The sequence below is a fragment of the Agromyces sp. Y575 genome (assembly GCF_059445445.1).
The window spans coordinates 48,459-65,225 of the sequence record NZ_JCAIUI010000005.1 but is presented as its reverse complement, the minus strand read 5'-3'; the positions used below and the strand labels follow the sequence as shown (position 1 = coordinate 65,225).

The following is a 16,767-nucleotide window of genomic DNA, read 5'->3' as shown; positions in this document are numbered from 1 at the left end:
ATGCAACACTCGCTCGCACGGGCCTACTCGTCGGCGGCCATCGCCAGGGCGAACTCACTGAATCCGGGGATCGTGAATGAGAGATGCCCGTGCTTGTTCGAGTCGACGATGCCCTTGTCGAGAATCCGTTGGCGGGGGACGGAGATCGCTTGCGTGTCGCTCTTCATCTTGTCGGCAAGGTCGGATCGCTTGACGTTCTCGCCCCCGAGCTCGGCGATCGCGATGAGCATCTGGCGCTGCTTCGGAGAGGCGTTGCTCCACCTGGCACGGAAGAGCGCATCCATCTGCTTGTCCACCCTGTCTCGACCATTCAGCACGTCGTCCTTCGTGATGACATGCTCGGGCTCGAGGCCATCACCGCCGACCCGGTCAGATCCAGCCCGCCAAGCTGAGTCGCCGATCAACTGGACTTTGTACGGGTAGCCTTCCGCCTCCTCGACAGCCAAGCGCAGTGCATCCTTCGCCCATGTCACACCCTGACTGCGTGCCGGCTCGATGAGGGCTTCGCTCACGCTGCCGTCGTCGAGGCCTGGGAGTGGCTCGAACTCGAACCGCTCGCTGAAGCTCACGGCCTTGTTGATGTGTGCCGAGGCACCGGGCAGCCCGACGGCGAACAGTGCCGCGCGAGGCTGGACCGTGCTGCTGGCCATCTCCTGCCATGCGTACGAGATGGTGCGAAGGCTCGCCTGGTCGGCTTCTTGGATCTCGTCGATCAGGATCACCAGCCCGGAGTCACCGTCGGACTCCGCAGCTTTCAGCACGAATTCGAGAGCTTCGATCAGCTTCTTCGCGGACGCGACCGCGATCTGAGACTTGCCCGACTTCACGGTGGCGGCGATATGGCCCACGGCTGGCATTCCGACCTCGAGGGAGATCTCCTGGATCCGTTTCCGGGCGGCTTGTTGGATCTTGCCGGTGATTCCCACTTGCTTGGCGAGCTCGCTGAGGAGTGAACGCAAGAGGGACTCGTTGCTGTCTGCAGTGATCCACACGCTTCGGATGTGCTGCGACGAGAAGATTCGCTCGCCCTCGCGGAGCAGGGAGGTCTTGCCGATGCCGCGAGGGCCGTGGTCGACGTGGATGCGGGGGACGAACTGGTCCAGCTGGGACATCCGCTGAGCAGCTTCCCGGAAGCCGCTGAGCTTGGCCGTTCGGCCTGGCACGGTCGGTGAGACGGTGCCCGGCGTGTACGGACTGTATGCCACGGTCACTCCAATCGGTGTTATACCTTGGCGAAAGTATAACGTCGATGGCGGGCCGCCTTCGCAAGCGCATCGTCGACTCTCGCCCCGAGTAGAAACGAGTTGGTGCGCTCGTTACCCGCGCAGCCTGCGCTTCTGCACCTCGGGCACCGTCAGCTCGGGCACCGCGCGCAGCATGAACCGGTCGAAGTCGGGCACCGTGAACGCGGCGTAGCCGTGCTCGGGCGTGTAGAGCAGGCCCATGTCGATGAGCTCTGCGCGAGTCGGGCCGACCTGCGTCGATTCGCGCCCCATGACCCTCGCGACATCCGAGGCCTTCTGCGGCTCTGAACCCAGCTCCGCCATCGCGCGCATGTACGCCGTCTGCAGCGGAGTCGCCCGATCGAGTCGCACCCTGAAGAACGATCCGTCGAGCTTCGCCTCGTAGGCGTCTTTCGCGATCTCGACGTCGTCGCGGTGCACGCGCCCATCGGCGGCGACACCCCAGACCTGATAGCCGAGCTCCTGGATGAAATAGGGATAGCCCTGCGTGATCTCGATGGCGAGGTCGACGGCGTCGGCGTCGTAGACGACGCCCTCGACGAGAGCCGGCTCAACGAGTGCCGTGCGAGCGTCGTCGCCCGTGAGCGACCCGATGCGGGGGAACTTGAACAAGCGCTCGGCGTATGACTTCGCGTCACCGGCGAGCTCGGCGATTTGCGGTAGGCCCGCCCCGACGAACGTGATCGGGAGCTTGCGCTGCACGGTCTTGTGCACGGCCTGGATCAGCGCTTCGAGCTGCGAGCGCCCGAGGAACTGCACTTCGTCGATGAGCAGCGCGACGCCGCGGCCCTGCTCAGCGGCCGCTTCCCCGAGTGCAACGAAGACGTCGGTGAGATCCATCGACAGATCGCCGTGATCGCCCAGGCCCTCAGCGGGCGGGATATCCCACGACACGCTGAACGCGCCCTGCTGGTCGACGGAGACCGCGAAGGCGCTCAGCACCTCGGCGGCGCGTCGGCCCCGCTCGGTCCACCGAGCACGCGGCGAGAGGCGCAGGAGGGCGGCCTTCAGCTGCGAGAACATCGATTGCCGGAAACGAGCGTCGTCGTGCTTCGACGCCTCGATCTCGACGACTTCCCAGTGCGCCGCGCTCGCGATGTCCATGAACTCGCCGAGCAAGACGGTCTTGCCGACGCCGCGCAACCCCGTGATGATCATGGACTGCTCGGTTCGCCCACGTTCCAGCCGGCGCAGGAGCACCCGGAACGCGTCGAGTTGATCGTCTCGGCCGACGACGATCTCGGGGGCAGCACCGGCATTCGGCGTGTAGGGGTTGCAGATGCTGTCCATGACCCAGATCTTAGAACCTTTACCAAACTTTATCGAGGACTCATAAAACCAGCTAAAGAGTCATCAGCCTGTAGATAGAATGGCAGCACGGTGCGAGCGCGAGGAGGGTGAATTGATCGCCAGCCTCGCTGCCTTCGCGGCCGTCGCGCTCGTCACGCCCTTGCTCACGCGCTGGCTCGGCCGGCGCATCTTCGCGATCATCGCCCTGCTGCCCGCGGCGGTCTTCGTGCTGCTCCTCACGTGGCTGCCCGGCGTACTCGCGGGCACGCCCGTCGTCGAGATCGTGCCGTGGATCCCCGCCCTCGACATCGCGCTCAGCTTCCGGCTCGACGCACTCGCACTCCTCCTCGCGCTCATCGTCACGGGCGTCGGCGCCCTCGTGCTGCTCTACTGCATGCACTACTTCACCGACGACGAGCCGGCACTCGGGCGCTTCGCGGCGCTCCTCCTCGCCTTCGCCGGCGTCATGTTCGGTCTCGTCGCGGCCGATGACGTGTTCATCCTGTTCACGTTCTGGGAAGCCACGAGCGTGCTCTCCTACCTCCTCATCGGCCACTACACAGGCCGAAAAGAGAGCCGCGGTGCCGCGCTGCAGGCGCTCACCGTCACGACGTTCGGCGGGCTCGCGATGCTCGTCGGCCTCGTCATCCTCGCCGTCGACGGTGGCACGACCTCGCTCGCCGAGCTCGTCGCCCACCCCGTCACTGGCGCAGCAGGCGAGTGGGCGATCGCCCTCGTACTCCTCGGCGCGATCTCCAAGAGCGCGCTCGTGCCGTTCCACTTCTGGCTGCCCGCCGCGATGGCCGCCCCCACGCCCGTCAGCGCATACCTGCACGCCGCCGCGATGGTGAAGGCCGGCGTCTACCTCGTCGCACGCCTCGCGCCCGGTTATGCAGACCTCGAGGTCTGGCATCCGATCGTCGTCGGACTCGGTGCGCTCACCATGCTCGTCGGCGGTTGGCGAGCCCTCCGCCAGTACGACCTGAAACTGCTGCTCGCCTACGGCACGGTGAGCCAGCTCGGCTTCCTCATCATGGTCACGGGATTCGGCACCCGGGACGCAGCGCTCGCCGGCGTCGCCCTGCTCCTCGCACACGCGCTCTTCAAGGCGACCCTGTTCCTCGTCGTCGGCATCGTCGACCACGCGGCGGGCACGCGCGACTGGCGCAAGCTCTCGGGGCTCGGCCGTCGCATGCCGGTCATCGCGACGATCGCGTTCATCGCGGCCGCGTCGATGGCCGGAGTGCCGCCGCTGCTCGGCTTCGTTGCGAAAGAGGCCGTGTTCACCTCGTTCCTCGATTCCGTCGTCGCAGGCGACCCATGGGCGTGGATCGCGCTCGTCGGCGCCTTCGTCGGGTCGGTGCTGACGGTCGCCTACACGGTGCGTTTCATCTGGGGCGCCTTCTTCACCAAGACGGATGTCGCGGCGACACCACTGCACGCCGAGAGCCGTGCCATCAACGTGGCACCCGGCATCCTCGCGGCGGCGAGCGTCGTAGCGGCATTCGCCATTCCGTTCATCGAGCCGCTGCTCGCGGGCTACGCCGATGAGCTGCCCGGTGGTCAGGAGTACCACCTCGCACTCTGGCACGGCTTCGAACCGGCCCTCGCGATCTCGGCCGTCGTGTTCGCGCTCGGCGCCCTGCTCGTCTGGGGCAGGCAGCGGGTCGCGCGCGTGCAGGCGTCGGTGGCGCCGATGCTCGACTCGGCGCGCGGTTATCTCGGCATCGTGTCGGTCGTCGACCGCGTTGCGGCATCGATCACGACGGCCATCCAGCATCGAGGACTCCCGGGGTACCTCGCGATCATCATCGTGGTCTTCATCGGCGGCCTCGGCACTGTGTCGATCCTGAACACCTCGTGGCCCGATGACATCCGTCTTTGGGACTATCCGGCGCAGCCGTTCCTCGCCCTCGTCATGGGCATCGCCGCTGTCGCCGCCGCCACGGTGCGCCAGCGGGTCACCGCGGTGCTGCTCGTGAGCGTCACCGGCTACGGCCTCGTGCTGCTCTTCGGCATGGCGGGAGCACCCGACCTCGCGCTCACGCAGGCGCTCGTCGAAACCATCGTGCTCGTGGTCTTCGTGCTCGTGCTGAGGCGCCTGCCGAAGCAGATCGCGCAGCGCAACCCTCCGGTGCACAAGCTGGCACGCGGCATCATCGGAGCCCTCGCCGGCACCGTCATGGGCGTGCTCGGACTCGTCGCCCTCGGCGCGCGCATCCGACCGACGATCGCCGATGGCCTGCCCGCCCTGGCGCTCGAAGCCCACGGCACGAACATCGTGAACGTCATGCTCGTCGACATCCGCGCGTGGGACACCCTCGGCGAGATCTCGGTGCTCGTCGCGGTCGCGACGGGTGTCGCGAGCCTGATCTTCGTGTCTGGTCGCACGGGCGGCGCCCCGCGCCTCGACGCCGGCGACGAGGGCGTGAACCGCCGCGACCGGCTGCGCCCGGTGCCCGAGCCCGCATGGTCGATCCGCGCCCCCCGCACGAGCCTCGCCGACACCGAAGGCGAGACGGATGCCGCGAGCGAGGCCGCCGAGACGAGGCAGACGTGGCTCCTGGCGGGTCGCACGATCTCGCCGCGCAACCGCTCGATCCTCATCGAGGTGCTCGTGCGGCTCCTCTTCCACCCGGCGATCATCGTGTCGGTCTTCCTCCTCTTCGTCGGGCACAACGCCCCGGGCGGCGGCTTCGCCGGCGGGCTGCTCGCGGGCCTCGCCCTCGTCGCGCGCTACCTCGCGGGCGGGCGCTACGAGCTCGGCGAAGCGGCCCCCGTCGACGCGGGGCGCCTGCTCGGCACAGGGCTGCTGCTCGCCGCCGGCACCGCCGCGGGATCCCTGCTCTTCGGCGGCCCGGTGTTCGAATCCGCCTGGTTCGAGACCGAGGTGCCGTTGCTCGGCACGATCTCGATCGGCACCTCGACGCTCTTCGACATCGGCGTGTACCTCGTGGTCGTCGGGCTCGTGCTCGACATCCTGCGATCGCTCGGCGGCGAGGTCGACCGTCAAGAGGAGCGTCAGTCAGACGACGACAGCGGATTCACGACGGGCGACGGCGACGACTCAGCTGGGCACAACGAAGGACAGGAGTTCGCCGACGGCGCCGAGTACGACGAGGATTCCGTCGGTCAAGTAGGCGCGCCGGCGCCGAATCGAGACTCAACGGGGGGTCTCGATACGCGGCCTCCTGCGTCGGTCGGTCCTCGACCAACGGAAGCGGGTCTCGATACGCGACCAACTGAAGAGGGGCGCCGCACATGACCGCATCCCTCACGCTCGTCGTGCTCATGGCCGTGCTCTTCGGCGCGGGCGTCTCGATCATGCTCGAACGCAGCCTCACGCGAGTGCTCATCGGGTTCCTGCTCGTCGGCAACGCCGTGAACATCTTGATCTTCCTCATGAGCGGGGCACCGGGGCTCGCGCCCATCCTCAGCGAGGGCGTCGATGCCGACGAGATCTCCGACCCGCTCCCCCAGGCGTTCGTGCTCACGGCGATCGTCATCAACCTCGGCATCACGGCGTTCATGCTCGCGCTGATCTACCGCTCGTGGTGGCTCGCCCAGCTCGGCGCGAAGGGCGACCTCGTCGACGATGACGCCGACGTCGCCGAAGACGCCGAAGAGACGGCCGACCTCATCCGCAGCTCCGCGGCCGACGACCGGGCGATCCAAGACCTCATCGACGCGAGCGACGAAGAGCCCGATGAAGGGCTCGACGAGGAGCTCGAGCTCGAGGCATCCGCTCGCGACGATCTCGATGGTGGCGGTCTCGATACGCCTCCTTCGTCGGCTACTCGATCAACGGACCCGGGGGCCAAACCGTGACCGCCGTACTCGTACCCCTCGTCGTGCTGCTTCCCCTGCTCGGGGCGGCCACAGCGCTGATTCTCGGTCGTCACCGCCGCGCGCAGATGGCCGTGAGCCTCGGTGTGCTCGCCGCGGTCACCGTGATCGCCGCGGTGCTGCTCGTCGCGGTCGACACGACCGGCCCGGCCGTCGTCTACATCGGCGGGTGGGATGCTCCGTGGGGCATCACCCTCGTCGTCGACCGGCTCTCGGCGATCATGCTCGTGATTTCGGCGATCATGCTGCTCGTCGTGCTCGTGTACTCAGTGGGGCAGGGCATCGCCGACCAGCATCGCGAGACGCCGGTGTCGATCTTCCACCCGAGCTACCTGATCCTGTCGGCGGGCGTCTTCAACGCGTTCATCGCGGGCGACCTCTTCAACCTCTACGTCGGCTTCGAGATCTTGCTGTCGGCGAGTTACGTGCTGCTCACCCTCGGCGGCACCGGCGAGCGCATCCGAGCGGGCGTCACGTACATCATCGTGAGCCTCGTCTCGTCACTCTTCTTCCTGAGCGCGATCGCGCTCATCTACGGCGCGACGGGCACCGTGAACATCGCCCAGCTCTCGGTGCGCCTCGCCGAGCTGCCCGGCGACGTGCAGCTCATGCTGCACCTGCTCCTGCTCATCGCCTTCGGCATCAAGGCGGCGGTCTTCCCGCTGTCGTTCTGGCTGCCCGACTCGTATCCGACGGCGCCCGCACCCGTCACTGCGGTGTTCGCGGGCTTGCTGACGAAGGTCGGCGTGTACGCGATCATCCGCACCGAGACGGTGATGTTCGTCGAGACCGACGTGACGGTGCTGCTCATGGTGGTCGGCGGTCTCACCATGCTCATCGGCATCCTCGGCGCGCTCACGCAAGCCGACATCAAGCGATTGCTCTCGTTCACGCTCGTGAGCCATATCGGGTACATGATCTTCGGCATCGCCCTCGCGAGTCAGCTCGGTCTCGCTGCGACGATCTACTACGTCGTGCACCACATCACGGTGCAGACGACCCTGTTCCTCACGACGGGTCTCATCGAGCGCTTCGGCGGTGCGACGTCGATCAACCGGCTCGCCGGGCTGCTCAAGGCCTCGCCGCTCCTCGGCGTGCTGTTCTTCATTCCCGCGCTGAACCTCGGCGGCATTCCGCCGTTCTCCGGGTTCCTCGGCAAGACCGGACTGTTCCTCGCGGGCGCCGAAGGCGCCGCCGTCGACCCGGGCATGGCGTGGCTCATCTGGGTGGTCATCGGGGTCGGCGCCCTCACCTCGCTCATCACGCTCTACGCCCTGACGCGCTTCTGGAACATGGCGTTCTGGCGTCGGCGCTCCGAGCTCGACGGGTACGAGTCGGTGCTGCTCGGCTCGGTGCTCGAGGCGCCCGAGGGAGCAACGGTCACCGCGACCCGCACCACGCCCGTGCTCATGGTGGTCGCAACGAGCGCCCTCGTGACGGTCACGATCTGCCTCACCGTCTTCGCCGGCCCGATGTTCGACCTCGCCGGGCGCGCGGCCGCCGACCTCCTCGACCCCGCCGCGTACATCTCCCTCGTGTTCCCCGGAGGCGTCCGATGACGCATTCAGCAGCGGATGTCTCGCGCTGGCGTTCCGTCTGGCGCCAGCTGCCGCTCCTCGTCGCCCTCGTGCTCGTGTGGGTGTTCCTCTGGGACCAGGTCACCGTGCTCACGGTGGTCACGGGGGTGCTGCTCGCGATCGGGGTGACCCGCGTGCTGTACCTGCCGCCGGTGCTGCTCAGTGGTCGCTTCAACGTGTGGCGCGGCCTGCTGCTCGGTCTGCGCATGATGTACGACGTCTCGAGTGCCTCACTGCAGGTCGCCTGGCTGGCGCTGGATCCGCGGTGGAAGCCGCTGAACTCGATCATCGCCGTGCAGCTGCTCACCCGTTCCGACCTCGTGACCACGCTCACGGCCGAGGCGATCTCGGTCGTGCCGGGCACCGTCGTCGTCGACATCGACCGCGAGCGGGGGCTGCTGTACCTGCACGCCCTCGGCACTCGCACGGTCGCCGACATCGATCGGGTGCGCAGCGCTGTGCTCGGCACGGAGGAGCGCATCGTGCTCGCCATCGGCACACGTGCGCAGGCGGCATCCGTTCACGCTGCCCGTCGTGAGCGTCGCGAGCAGGCCGCACGAACGAAGGGAGCAGGCACATGACCTTCCTCGAGATCGTCAGCATCATCGCCGGAGTCATGTTCGGCATCGGCGCGATCGCCTCGATCTACCGCATCATCAAGGGGCCGTCGATCCTCGACCGTGCGCTCGCGACTGACGTGCTGCTCGCCATCGCGATCTGCGCGCTCGGCGCCGAGATGGCGCTCAACAAGCACACCGACACTCTCGTGGTCATGCTCGTGCTCGCGATGTTCGCGGTCGTCGGTTCGATCTCGATCGCACGGTTCATGGCGAAGCAGGATGCATCATGAGCGCCGCCGAGATCCGCCTCACGTCACTGCCTGCTCGTGTCGGGAGAATGCAATGAGCGCCGCCGAGATCCGCCTCACGTCACTGCCTGCTCGTGTCGGGAGAATGCAATGAGCGCCGCCGAGATCGCCACCGGTCTGCTCATCCTCGTGAGCGGTTTCCTCTCGATGGCCGCGGGCATCGGCATCGTGCGGTTCCCCGACGTGCTGACCCGGCTGCACGCCGCAACGAAACCGCAGGTGCTCGGGCTCGCGACCGTGCTCGTCGCGATCGTCGTGCAGGTTCCGACGTGGGGTGTGCTCACCACGGTCGTGCTCGTGATGACGTTCCAGTTGCTCACCCAGCCGATGACTGCGCACATGCTCGGGCGCTCGGCCTACCGCAGCGACCACGTTCGCCGCGACCTCCTCATCGAGGACGACCTCGACCGCGACATCGCCGAGCACGATCAGACTGGGCCTGATAGTCGACGGTGAGTCGACCGTCGCGGCCACTTTCGTGACGGCTCGGGGCCCCGTGACGCATCACCCAGCACGTCACCGAAGTCCGACGAGAATGGAGTGGCGGGATGGTGGCGGCTCACCGGCGGCTCACCGGCGGTGCCCTGACGTGGTTCCGATGGAAGAGGTGGCGCGAGCATGAGACCCATGAATACGACACGAATCGTCGACCTCCGTCAGGAGCACGGCTGGACCCAGGAGCGACTCGCGACCGAGAGCGGAGTCGGCCTCAGAACCATTCAGCGGCTGGAAGCGGGACACGACGCCAGCCTCGAGACGCTGTCCTTGGTGGCCGACGCCCTGCGAGTTGCAGTGCGAGGTGCTGCCCGTGCCGCTGTCGACGGTGAGGCCGGCCCATGCGAACCCGGCGTCAGCCGCGGGTCGGTGAGACCGTCTTGCGCATCACGGTCTTGCTCTTGCCGATTTGCCGCTCGAACGTGAATCCCGCCTTCTCGAACATGGCCCTCGTGCCGTTGTGAAGGAACGAGGACGACGTCTTCTTGTCCGGGGTGAGCTCGTTGGGGAACGAGACCACCTCGCCCCCGCCGGCCTGCGCGATCAGCTCCAGCGCGCCGTCCAGCGCCTCCCGTGCCACTCCCGAACGTCGGTGGTCGCGGTCGACGAAGAAGCAGGTGATGCGCCACGGTGCGGGCTTGGTCTCGCCCGCGTCGTACTGCTTGCGGTGGTAGATGTTCGGCAGTTCGACCGGACTGCCATACTCGCACCACGCGATCGCGTCGTCGCCGTCGAATACGAGCGCGGCGTGGGCGATGCCCTCCGCCACAAGTCGCTGCTTGAACGTCGGCCGGTCGTACTCGTCCTTGACGGTGTGCTCCGAGTCGGTGTGGAAGTACGAGCAGTAGCACCCGCCCCAGACCCCATTGTGCTTCTGTGCAAGTGCCAGCCACGCCGGGAAGGTCTCGGGAGTGAGCGGCCTGATCACGTGCGAAGTCGTCACGCCCATCTCACCGGCCCCACGTGTCGGTCCAACGCGGCGATGTCGATGCCGTGGTGTTCAGGTGTCGGAGGATCACTCGCCACGCGCGTGCCATGCCGTCATCTTGCCAGCATCACCGATTGATGTCACGGCTTTCATCGTTTGCCCGAAGACCGGTCGATCCGCGCGGCAAGAATCTGTCGCTAGACGCCTGTCTCGACCCAACTCACCGGAAGGAACGGGCTGTACACATAGACGACCTTGTCTCCCTTGCGGTCGATCTCGATAGTTCCCTTGCCCATGTTCATCGCATTGATGATCTGGGACCGAACACCCTCCCACGTGGGGCCATCCGTGAAGCGGAACTTCGCGTAGTTGGGTGCGATGCTGCCGATATAGAGAGTGACGTCCGTTGCCATGTGACGAACTCTACCGAGGGCCGCTGGGCATCAGAGTTCGCGCAGAGCGGCGGGTTCGCAACCGTCCTGGTCGCGGTCCTTCCCTGGCCCGGTGCCGAGAGAACGATATTCTTGAAGTGACGCTCTTCAGGATATTCTTGAACTGGCTGAATTCGTGATATTCTTAAACACCCGGCATTCAGAATATCCTTGAACCCGCTCGTTCTTGATGATCAGGAAAGAGGCCGAATGCCCACCTACGACGTACGCAATCCCAAGATGCTCGCCAATGCGATCCGCGACGCCCGGCGACAGTCCGGCGTGACCGTCGCCGACATTGCAGACGACCTCGGCATCACGCCGCAGTACCTGTACGAGATCGAGGCGGGGAAACACCCCATGTGGATCACTCGGGTGTTCCGGATTCTTCGCAAGCTCAACATCACGGTCACCGTCTCATACGGGAAGGCGGATGACGATCGTGACTGACCCCGAAACTCTGAACGTCTACCTATACGACAATCTCATCGGCACGGTCACCCGGGGCGAGCGGATCGACCAGGTCAAACTGAGCCTGGAACCGCGAAACGTCGGTGATCCCGGCGCGATGTCAGAAGGATTCGCCCTGCTGCCGTCCATCCCGCCGACCCCGAAACAGATCTCCGCGTTCCTCGGTGGATACGCCCCCGAAGGTCTGCAACGCACCGCCCTCGCCGCGAAGAAGCGTATCGACCAGTCGGATCTGTACTCATTGCTCCGGCACTACGGGCTGACCATGGCAGGCGCAGTCTCGGTTCGAAGCTCCGGCCACACCGACGATGCGCCGGGAACCTACCGGAAGCTCACCGAACGCGACCTCATCAAGAAGCTCCAGAAGGCACAGCGCGACCACGACCTCGGGAACGAGCCCGACTCCGGCAGATCGATGCTGCCCGGATTCCAACCCAAGGTGCTGATCGCCCGATTCGACGACGTTTGGTACCAGCCGGAACGGCGGGCGCACTCCACGCACATCCTGAAGCCCGCACCGACCCGCAGGCCTGCGACGGTCTACGACGAGTTCTACTCTCACCAGCTGGCACGCCACATGGGACTCTCCTCGTTCGACAGCGACCTCCTCACTTACAACGGGCACACATTCCTCGCAATCGAACGCTACGACCGGCGTATCGAGAACGGCGATGTTCAGCTCCTCCATCAGGAAGACGCCGCCCAAGCGCTCGGACTCGACTGGGTGGCGTCCACCGCGAAGTTCCAAGACTCTGCATCCCCAACCATGCCCGGCCGACCGAGCGCGAAGAGAATTGCCGAGTTGTTCGGCTCGTTCGGCGATGGCAGCGACGTGGAAACCTGGCTTCGGTATCTGCTGTACAACGTCCTTGTCGGCAACCATGACGCCCACGCGAAGAATGTCTCGATCCTCCACACCGACGATGGACCCCGAATCTCCGACCTCTACGACGCCGTCCCGATTCTGCATATCAATGACGACCCGTCGCGCCTCGGGTCGAAGAGGATCAACGACGAGCTCTCCCTGGCGATCGGCGGAGAATTCAGCCACCACTCCATCACCCTCGACCACTTTCGAAAGGAAGCATCGAGCTGGGGGGCGATCGGGTCCCGTCGCGCTCAACAAGTGATGACGGGCACCATCGAACAGTTCGGCGCCGCCCTCGACGCCGTCGCCGAGATCCCAGGCGGCAGTATCGGCCTTCGGAACCGGCTCGAGTACAATCTCGAGCGAATCGGTTCCGGCAAGCCGATCGGGAGGCCGAAGCTGCCCCGGCCCGCACGGTAGTCGACGGTGAGGCAAGGCACTCAACCGCCGCGAGCGTCTCAGTGCGCGAGCTGCGCGGCCTTCAACCGCACCGGCTTGCCGGGCTTGTACGGCCGGGCACCGTGCCCGGGTTCGTCGGCACGCCGCTCATCCTCGATGCACTGTGCGTGGCAGGTCGACCCGACGTCCCCACTGCATGCTGCTCGAGATCAACGTGAGCCGGTGAAGACCGGCTTGCGCTTCTCCTGGAACGCGGCGAAGCCCTCACGGTAGTCGACCGTGTCGCAGAGCGCGGCCTGCGCACGGTTCTCCTCCGCCATCGACGCCCAGAGTCCGAGCCGGTCGTCGCGGAGCGCGGCGATGAGTCGCTTCGAGGCGACGAACGCCTGGGTCGCCCCGGATGCCGCGGCGCGGGCCGCGGTGCGGGTGGCATCCGTCACCTCGTCGGCGACGAAGACCTGCGAGAACAGCCCGGCGGCGACCGCCTCCGACCCCGACATGAGCCGGCCCGTGACGATGAGGTCCATCGTCCGGTGCGCGCCGAGACGCTCGAAGAACAGGGCGTGGCCGCCCGAGTCGAGGGTCGCGCCGAGGTTCGCGAATGGCGAGCCGATCTTCGCGGTGTCGGCGACGTAGACGATGTCCGACGCGATGAGCAGGCCGAGTCCGACGCCGAGGCACGCGCCGTGGGCGACGGCGAAGGTCGGCGCGGGGAATCCCGCCATGCGCTGCAGCAATGGCTCGACGAGTCCGCCGAGATAGCCGAGCACGTCGTCTTCGCGCGGGTCGACGCCCGAGATGTCGCGGCCGGCGCAGAACGCGCGCCCTTCGCCGCGCAGCACAAGTGCACGCACCTCGCCGAGCTGCGACATCCGCTCGGCCTCGGTGTAGGCCGCCGAGAGTTCGCCGATCGCTGCCTCATCGAGCGCGTTCAGCTTCTCGGGCGCGTTCAGCACGATCTCGGCAACGCCGTCGTGCACGCTCAGTTCGATCATCGTGCCGCTCTCTCTTCCGCTCGCCTATTGCTTTTCTCAGGAGATTCTTGCCCGATACCGCAGATTCCCGTCAGATTCTCCTGAAAACAGTACGTTTTGGGAGGGTCGTTCCTGAGAAGGGAGGCTGTGGCGCCGCGGTGGGACATCACACGTCGTAGTCGACGACGACGCGGTCGGACTTCGGGTGCGACTGGCAGGTGAGCACGTAGCCGCGTTCGAGTTCGTCGGGTTCGAGCGCGTAGTTCTCGGTCATCGCCACGCTGCCTTCGACGAGGCGCGCGCGACACGTACCGCAGACACCGCCAGCGCACGCGAACGGTACGTCTGGCCGCACTCGCAGCGCCGCATTGAGGATGGACTCGTTCGCGCTCACCGGGCTGTCGACGGTCGTCGACTGCCCGTCGAGGGTGAACTCGATTGCGACGGTCGGCTCGCCGCGCTCGACGACGACAGGCCGCCCGTGTCGCGGTTCGACCCGGTCGGCGTCGGTCGTGAAGAGTTCGTAGCGCACATGCTTGGTGGGCACACCGCGCGCCTCGAGCGTGTCGCGAGCGAGCTGCACGAGCTCGAACGGCCCGCAGAGGAACCACTCGTCGATCGTCTCGGGGCGGATCAGCACGTCGAGCATGCGCTCGAGCTTCTCGCCGTCGATGCGCCCCGACAGCAGTGGCGCGGTGCGTTGCTCGCGCGAGAGCACGTGGTGCAGCGCGAGGCGCGAGGGGTAGCGGTCCTTCAGTTCGGCGAGCTCTTCGAGGAACATCACGTCGAGCGTCGACCGGTTCGTGTAGACGAGTTCGAACTCGGATGTCTCGGAGCGGGCCAGCACCGTGTGGGCGAGCGCCATGAGCGGGGTGATGCCCGAGCCCGCGGCGATGCCGACGACATGCTTGCCGTCGAGTACGTCGAGGGTCGAGGTAAACGTGCCCTGCGGGCTCATCACCTCGAGCGTGTCGCCCGCGGCGAGCTCGGTATTCGCCCACGTCGAGAAGAGTCCGCCGAGGTCGCGTTTGATCGCCACCGAGACGCTGCCCCGCACCGGCGGCCGGCAGATCGAGTAGCTGCGTCGCAGCTCGTGGCCGTCGAAGTCCTTGCGGAGGGCGACGTACTGGCCGGGCAGGTAGGTGTACTCGTCGGCGAGGGCATCGGGCACGGCGAAGGTGACCTCGACCGCGTCGGCAGTGAGCGGGCGCACCTCGGCGACCTCGAGCGCGTGGAACCGGGCTCGCCGTCGGCTCGGGCTCGGACCGTCTTCGTTGGTCGCCGTCTCGCCGCCGACCGTGCTCGCGAGGAACGCCGAGGCGACAGCCTCCGTGGGTTGAGGAGGGTGCGCAGCGCCCGTCTCGAAACCTCCGCCACCGAGGGGCGGGTTTCGAGACGCGTCCTCCTGCGCCGGGCGCTCCTCAACCCGCGAGGAGGTGGAGCCCAGGTTCTTCGCCGCCATCAGAGCACCTTGAAGTAGTCGAAGGGCTCGAGGCAGTCACGGCACTCGTAGAGCGCTTTGCACGAGGTCGAGCCGAAGCGGGCGAGCTCGCGCGTGTTCAGCGAGTCGCAGCGCGGGCACTTCACGGCGAGCTGCAGCCGCACGGGCCCGGAGCCGCGCGCGGCGGCGTTGCCCGTCGGCGCCTGGATGCCGTAGCGGCGGAGCTTCTCCTTGCCGCCCTCGCTCATCCAGTCGGTGGTCCACGCGGGCGCGAGCACGATGTCGACCCGCACTTCGTCGTAGCCGGCGTGCGTCAGCGCGAGCAGCACATCGTCACGCATGGCGTCGAGCGCGGGGCATCCGCTGTATGTGGGCGTCAACGCGACGCGCACGGTGCCGTTCTCACCGATGTCGACCGAGCGCAGCACGCCGAGGTCTTCGATCGTGAGCACGGGGATCTCGGGGTCGGTCACGGTCGCCGCGACCTCCCACGCGCGCCGGGCGGCCGGGCTCGTCGGCACCGGTCGTGCGACGGAAGCAGCTGGTCGAGCAGGCGGCGCAGCCGTCGTATCGAGACCCGTCTGCGTCTCGATGCGCGTCGCCTCCGGCAGCGCTACTCGACGGGCGATCGCGGCCGCGCTCACCACGACGTCCCCGGGTGCGCACGGGCGAGCACCTGCATCTCTGCGAGCAGCGGGCCGAGGTGCTCGGTGTGCCGGCCTTCGCGGCCGCCGCCCGACGCGACGAACGCGGTGCGACCGGCCGGTCGCTCGAGACCCGCCTCGAGGAACACCTCGTCGATGACGGCGTCGAAGGCAGCGAGCAGCGTCGAGGGAAGCACCGCAACCCCGTCGGCGGCAAGGCGTTCGACGAGCGCATCGTCGACGAAGAGCTCGTCGATGTACGGCCAGGTGTCGGTGATCGCGGCGATCATGCGGCGACGCGACTCCTCGGTGCCGCCCGCGAGCCGAAGCACCCACTGGGTGGCATGGTCGCGGTGGTAGTCGATCTCCTTCACCGACTTCGCAGCGATCGCCGCGAGCGTCGGGTCGGCCGAGTCGACGAGCCGCGAGTACAGCTCGTACAGGTACACGGATGCCGCGAGCTGACGCGCGATCGTGTGGGCGAAGTCGCCGTTCGGCTGTTCGAAGAGCCAGGCGTTCGTCCACTCGGGCTCGTCGCGCCAGTAGGCGAGGTCGTCTTCGCTGCGGCCGCTCGCGGTGCCCGCATAGTGCAGGAGGGAGCGCGCGTGGCCGATGAGGTCGAGGGCGATGTTGCCGAGGGCGACGTCCTCTTCGAGTTCGGGAGCGCTGGCGATCCACATGCCGAGCTGCTGGGCGAGCACGAGGGCGTCGTCGCCGAGGCGCAGCGCGTACTGCGCGGCATCCGTCGACGCGACCGTCATGGTGCCGTCGGCGGCGGTGCCCGCGAGCTCTTCGGCGAGCGCGAGCCGATCGACGGAGACGTCGCCGTGGACGTCCACTGCGGGTTGAGCCTGTCGAAACCCTTCGACTGGCTCAGGGCGCACATCGCTCACAGGTGCTTCACCCCTTCGCTCTTCGTGTAGTAGACCGCGTGCCGGTAGTTCTTGCCGGCGGGGCTCTCGAAGAACGCGCCCTTCGCGTCGGGGTCGCTCGTCGTGATCGCGTCGGCGGGTACCACCCAGATCGAGATGCCCTCGCCCCGGCGCGTGTACAGGTCGCGCGCGTTGCGCACCGCCATGTCGGAGTCGGGCGCGTGCAGCGAGCCCACGTGTACGTGGGAGAGCCCGCGATTGGCGCGCACGAAGACCTCCCACAGGGGCCAGGCCTCGGTGCCGATTTCGCCGGGAGTCGACATCAGCTGTTCCTCTCGCTCACGCGGGTTGAGGAGGCGCGCCAGCGCCGTCTCGAAACCCCACGTTCGGACAGCCCGGGTTTCGGTGGCTCGCTGCGC

At 67.1% G+C, this 16,767-nt stretch carries 18 protein-coding genes; 9 read left to right on the top strand and 9 right to left on the bottom strand.

What is annotated here, in order from left to right:
• Window positions 1–23: 23 nt before the first annotated feature.
• Both AC1C2U_RS18175 and AC1C2U_RS18170 read right to left on the bottom strand, forming a co-directional pair.
• Window positions 24–1,163: a DUF8462 domain-containing protein gene (locus AC1C2U_RS18175; protein WP_495363281.1), complete on the bottom strand. Its 1,140-nt coding sequence runs from the start codon at window positions 1,161–1,163 to the stop codon at window positions 24–26.
• 153 nt (window positions 1,164–1,316) lie between these two features.
• Window positions 1,317–2,534 carry an ATP-binding protein gene (locus AC1C2U_RS18170; RefSeq protein ID WP_495363174.1) on the bottom strand — a complete coding sequence of 406 codons (1,218 nt, stop codon included), beginning with the start codon at window positions 2,532–2,534 and terminating at the stop codon, window positions 1,317–1,319.
• Between the two features lie 112 nt (window positions 2,535–2,646).
• On the opposite strand from AC1C2U_RS18170, the gene AC1C2U_RS18165 reads away from it, so the two are divergent.
• From AC1C2U_RS18165 to AC1C2U_RS18135, 7 genes are all read left to right on the top strand, one after another.
• On the top strand, window positions 2,647–5,799 hold the full coding sequence (locus tag AC1C2U_RS18165) for a Na+/H+ antiporter subunit A (protein WP_495363173.1): 3,153 nt from the start codon (window positions 2,647–2,649) through the stop codon (window positions 5,797–5,799).
• Entirely contained in the window at window positions 5,796–6,362 is a 567-nt protein-coding gene (locus tag AC1C2U_RS18160) for a Na(+)/H(+) antiporter subunit C (protein ID WP_495363172.1), read from the top strand. Before AC1C2U_RS18165 ends, AC1C2U_RS18160 begins: the two co-directional genes overlap by 4 nt.
• Complete coding sequence (locus AC1C2U_RS18155; RefSeq protein WP_495363171.1) at window positions 6,359–7,939, top strand: Na+/H+ antiporter subunit D; 1,581 nt, start codon at window positions 6,359–6,361, stop codon at window positions 7,937–7,939. Before AC1C2U_RS18160 ends, AC1C2U_RS18155 begins: the two co-directional genes overlap by 4 nt.
• Window positions 7,936–8,538 (top strand): Na+/H+ antiporter subunit E, encoded by a 603-nt coding sequence (locus AC1C2U_RS18150; protein ID WP_495363170.1) that lies wholly within the window; start codon window positions 7,936–7,938, stop codon window positions 8,536–8,538. Before AC1C2U_RS18155 ends, AC1C2U_RS18150 begins: the two co-directional genes overlap by 4 nt.
• Window positions 8,535–8,807 carry a monovalent cation/H+ antiporter complex subunit F gene (locus AC1C2U_RS18145; RefSeq protein ID WP_495363169.1) on the top strand — a complete coding sequence of 91 codons (273 nt, stop codon included), beginning with the start codon at window positions 8,535–8,537 and terminating at the stop codon, window positions 8,805–8,807. Before AC1C2U_RS18150 ends, AC1C2U_RS18145 begins: the two co-directional genes overlap by 4 nt.
• 108 nt (window positions 8,808–8,915) lie before the next feature.
• Window positions 8,916–9,281 carry a monovalent cation/H(+) antiporter subunit G gene (gene mnhG / locus AC1C2U_RS18140; RefSeq protein WP_495363168.1) on the top strand — a complete coding sequence of 122 codons (366 nt, stop codon included), beginning with the start codon at window positions 8,916–8,918 and terminating at the stop codon, window positions 9,279–9,281.
• 162 nt (window positions 9,282–9,443) lie between these two features.
• Complete coding sequence (locus tag AC1C2U_RS18135) at window positions 9,444–9,746, top strand: helix-turn-helix transcriptional regulator (protein WP_495363167.1); 303 nt, start codon at window positions 9,444–9,446, stop codon at window positions 9,744–9,746.
• On the opposite strand, the gene AC1C2U_RS18130 is transcribed toward AC1C2U_RS18135, so the two are convergent.
• Window positions 9,676–10,269, bottom strand: a complete 594-nt coding sequence (locus tag AC1C2U_RS18130; RefSeq protein ID WP_495363166.1) for a GNAT family N-acetyltransferase — start codon at window positions 10,267–10,269, stop codon at window positions 9,676–9,678. The genes AC1C2U_RS18135 and AC1C2U_RS18130 overlap by 71 nt on opposite strands.
• Window positions 10,270–10,445: 176 nt before the next feature.
• A complete protein-coding gene (locus AC1C2U_RS18125; RefSeq protein ID WP_495363165.1) occupies window positions 10,446–10,661 on the bottom strand; it encodes a hypothetical protein in 216 nt (71 codons plus the stop codon).
• Window positions 10,662–10,889: 228 nt separating this feature from the next.
• Here AC1C2U_RS18125 and AC1C2U_RS18120 point away from each other — a divergent pair, with 228 nt between their 5' ends.
• The gene (locus AC1C2U_RS18120; RefSeq protein ID WP_495363164.1) at window positions 10,890–11,129 is read left to right on the top strand and encodes a helix-turn-helix transcriptional regulator; all 240 of its coding nucleotides are present in this window, start codon (window positions 10,890–10,892) and stop codon (window positions 11,127–11,129) included.
• A complete protein-coding gene (locus AC1C2U_RS18115; RefSeq protein WP_495363163.1) occupies window positions 11,113–12,438 on the top strand; it encodes a type II toxin-antitoxin system HipA family toxin in 1,326 nt (441 codons plus the stop codon). The genes AC1C2U_RS18120 and AC1C2U_RS18115 overlap by 17 nt, the downstream gene beginning before the upstream one ends.
• A 188-nt stretch (window positions 12,439–12,626) precedes the next feature.
• Here the strand turns inward: AC1C2U_RS18115 and AC1C2U_RS18110 are convergent, their stop codons facing one another.
• The 5 genes from AC1C2U_RS18110 to paaB all read right to left on the bottom strand — a co-directional run bounded on the left by AC1C2U_RS18110 (window position 12,627) and on the right by paaB (window position 16,671).
• A complete protein-coding gene (locus tag AC1C2U_RS18110) occupies window positions 12,627–13,412 on the bottom strand; it encodes an enoyl-CoA hydratase/isomerase family protein (protein ID WP_495363162.1) in 786 nt (261 codons plus the stop codon).
• A gap of 145 nt (window positions 13,413–13,557) precedes the next feature.
• Window positions 13,558–14,853, bottom strand: coding sequence for a 1,2-phenylacetyl-CoA epoxidase subunit PaaE (gene paaE, locus AC1C2U_RS18105; protein WP_495363161.1), 1,296 nt, complete (start codon window positions 14,851–14,853; stop codon window positions 13,558–13,560).
• The gene (gene paaD, locus AC1C2U_RS18100; RefSeq protein WP_495363280.1) at window positions 14,853–15,353 is read right to left on the bottom strand and encodes a 1,2-phenylacetyl-CoA epoxidase subunit PaaD; all 501 of its coding nucleotides are present in this window, start codon (window positions 15,351–15,353) and stop codon (window positions 14,853–14,855) included. Before paaD ends, paaE begins: the two co-directional genes overlap by 1 nt.
• A 119-nt stretch (window positions 15,354–15,472) precedes the next feature.
• Complete coding sequence (paaC, locus tag AC1C2U_RS18095; protein ID WP_495363160.1) at window positions 15,473–16,315, bottom strand: 1,2-phenylacetyl-CoA epoxidase subunit PaaC; 843 nt, start codon at window positions 16,313–16,315, stop codon at window positions 15,473–15,475.
• Between the two features lie 50 nt (window positions 16,316–16,365).
• Complete coding sequence (gene paaB, locus AC1C2U_RS18090) at window positions 16,366–16,671, bottom strand: 1,2-phenylacetyl-CoA epoxidase subunit PaaB (RefSeq protein WP_495363159.1); 306 nt, start codon at window positions 16,669–16,671, stop codon at window positions 16,366–16,368.
• Window positions 16,672–16,767 lie beyond the last annotated feature (96 nt).

Bases quoted from the DNA above. Each gene is read 5' to 3' on its own strand.
- mnhG (WP_495363168.1), top strand. From the start codon at position 8,916: ATGAGCGCCGCCGAGATCGCCACCGGTCTGCTCATCCTCGTGAGCGGT.
- AC1C2U_RS18160 (WP_495363172.1), top strand. From the start codon at position 5,796: ATGACCGCATCCCTCACGCTCGTCGTGCTCATGGCCGTGCTCTTCGGC.
- AC1C2U_RS18120 (WP_495363164.1), top strand. From the start codon at position 10,890: ATGCCCACCTACGACGTACGCAATCCCAAGATGCTCGCCAATGCGATC.
- AC1C2U_RS18150 (WP_495363170.1), top strand. From the start codon at position 7,936: ATGACGCATTCAGCAGCGGATGTCTCGCGCTGGCGTTCCGTCTGGCGC.
- AC1C2U_RS18130 (WP_495363166.1), bottom strand. From the start codon at position 10,269: ATGGGCGTGACGACTTCGCACGTGATCAGGCCGCTCACTCCCGAGACC.
- AC1C2U_RS18170 (WP_495363174.1), bottom strand. From the start codon at position 2,534: ATGGACAGCATCTGCAACCCCTACACGCCGAATGCCGGTGCTGCCCCC.
- AC1C2U_RS18125 (WP_495363165.1), bottom strand. From the start codon at position 10,661: ATGGCAACGGACGTCACTCTCTATATCGGCAGCATCGCACCCAACTAC.
- AC1C2U_RS18145 (WP_495363169.1), top strand. From the start codon at position 8,535: ATGACCTTCCTCGAGATCGTCAGCATCATCGCCGGAGTCATGTTCGGC.
- paaB (WP_495363159.1), bottom strand. From the start codon at position 16,671: ATGTCGACTCCCGGCGAAATCGGCACCGAGGCCTGGCCCCTGTGGGAG.
- AC1C2U_RS18115 (WP_495363163.1), top strand. From the start codon at position 11,113: ATGACGATCGTGACTGACCCCGAAACTCTGAACGTCTACCTATACGAC.
- paaE (WP_495363161.1), bottom strand. From the start codon at position 14,853: ATGGCGGCGAAGAACCTGGGCTCCACCTCCTCGCGGGTTGAGGAGCGC.
- AC1C2U_RS18135 (WP_495363167.1), top strand. From the start codon at position 9,444: ATGAGACCCATGAATACGACACGAATCGTCGACCTCCGTCAGGAGCAC.
- AC1C2U_RS18110 (WP_495363162.1), bottom strand. From the start codon at position 13,412: ATGATCGAACTGAGCGTGCACGACGGCGTTGCCGAGATCGTGCTGAAC.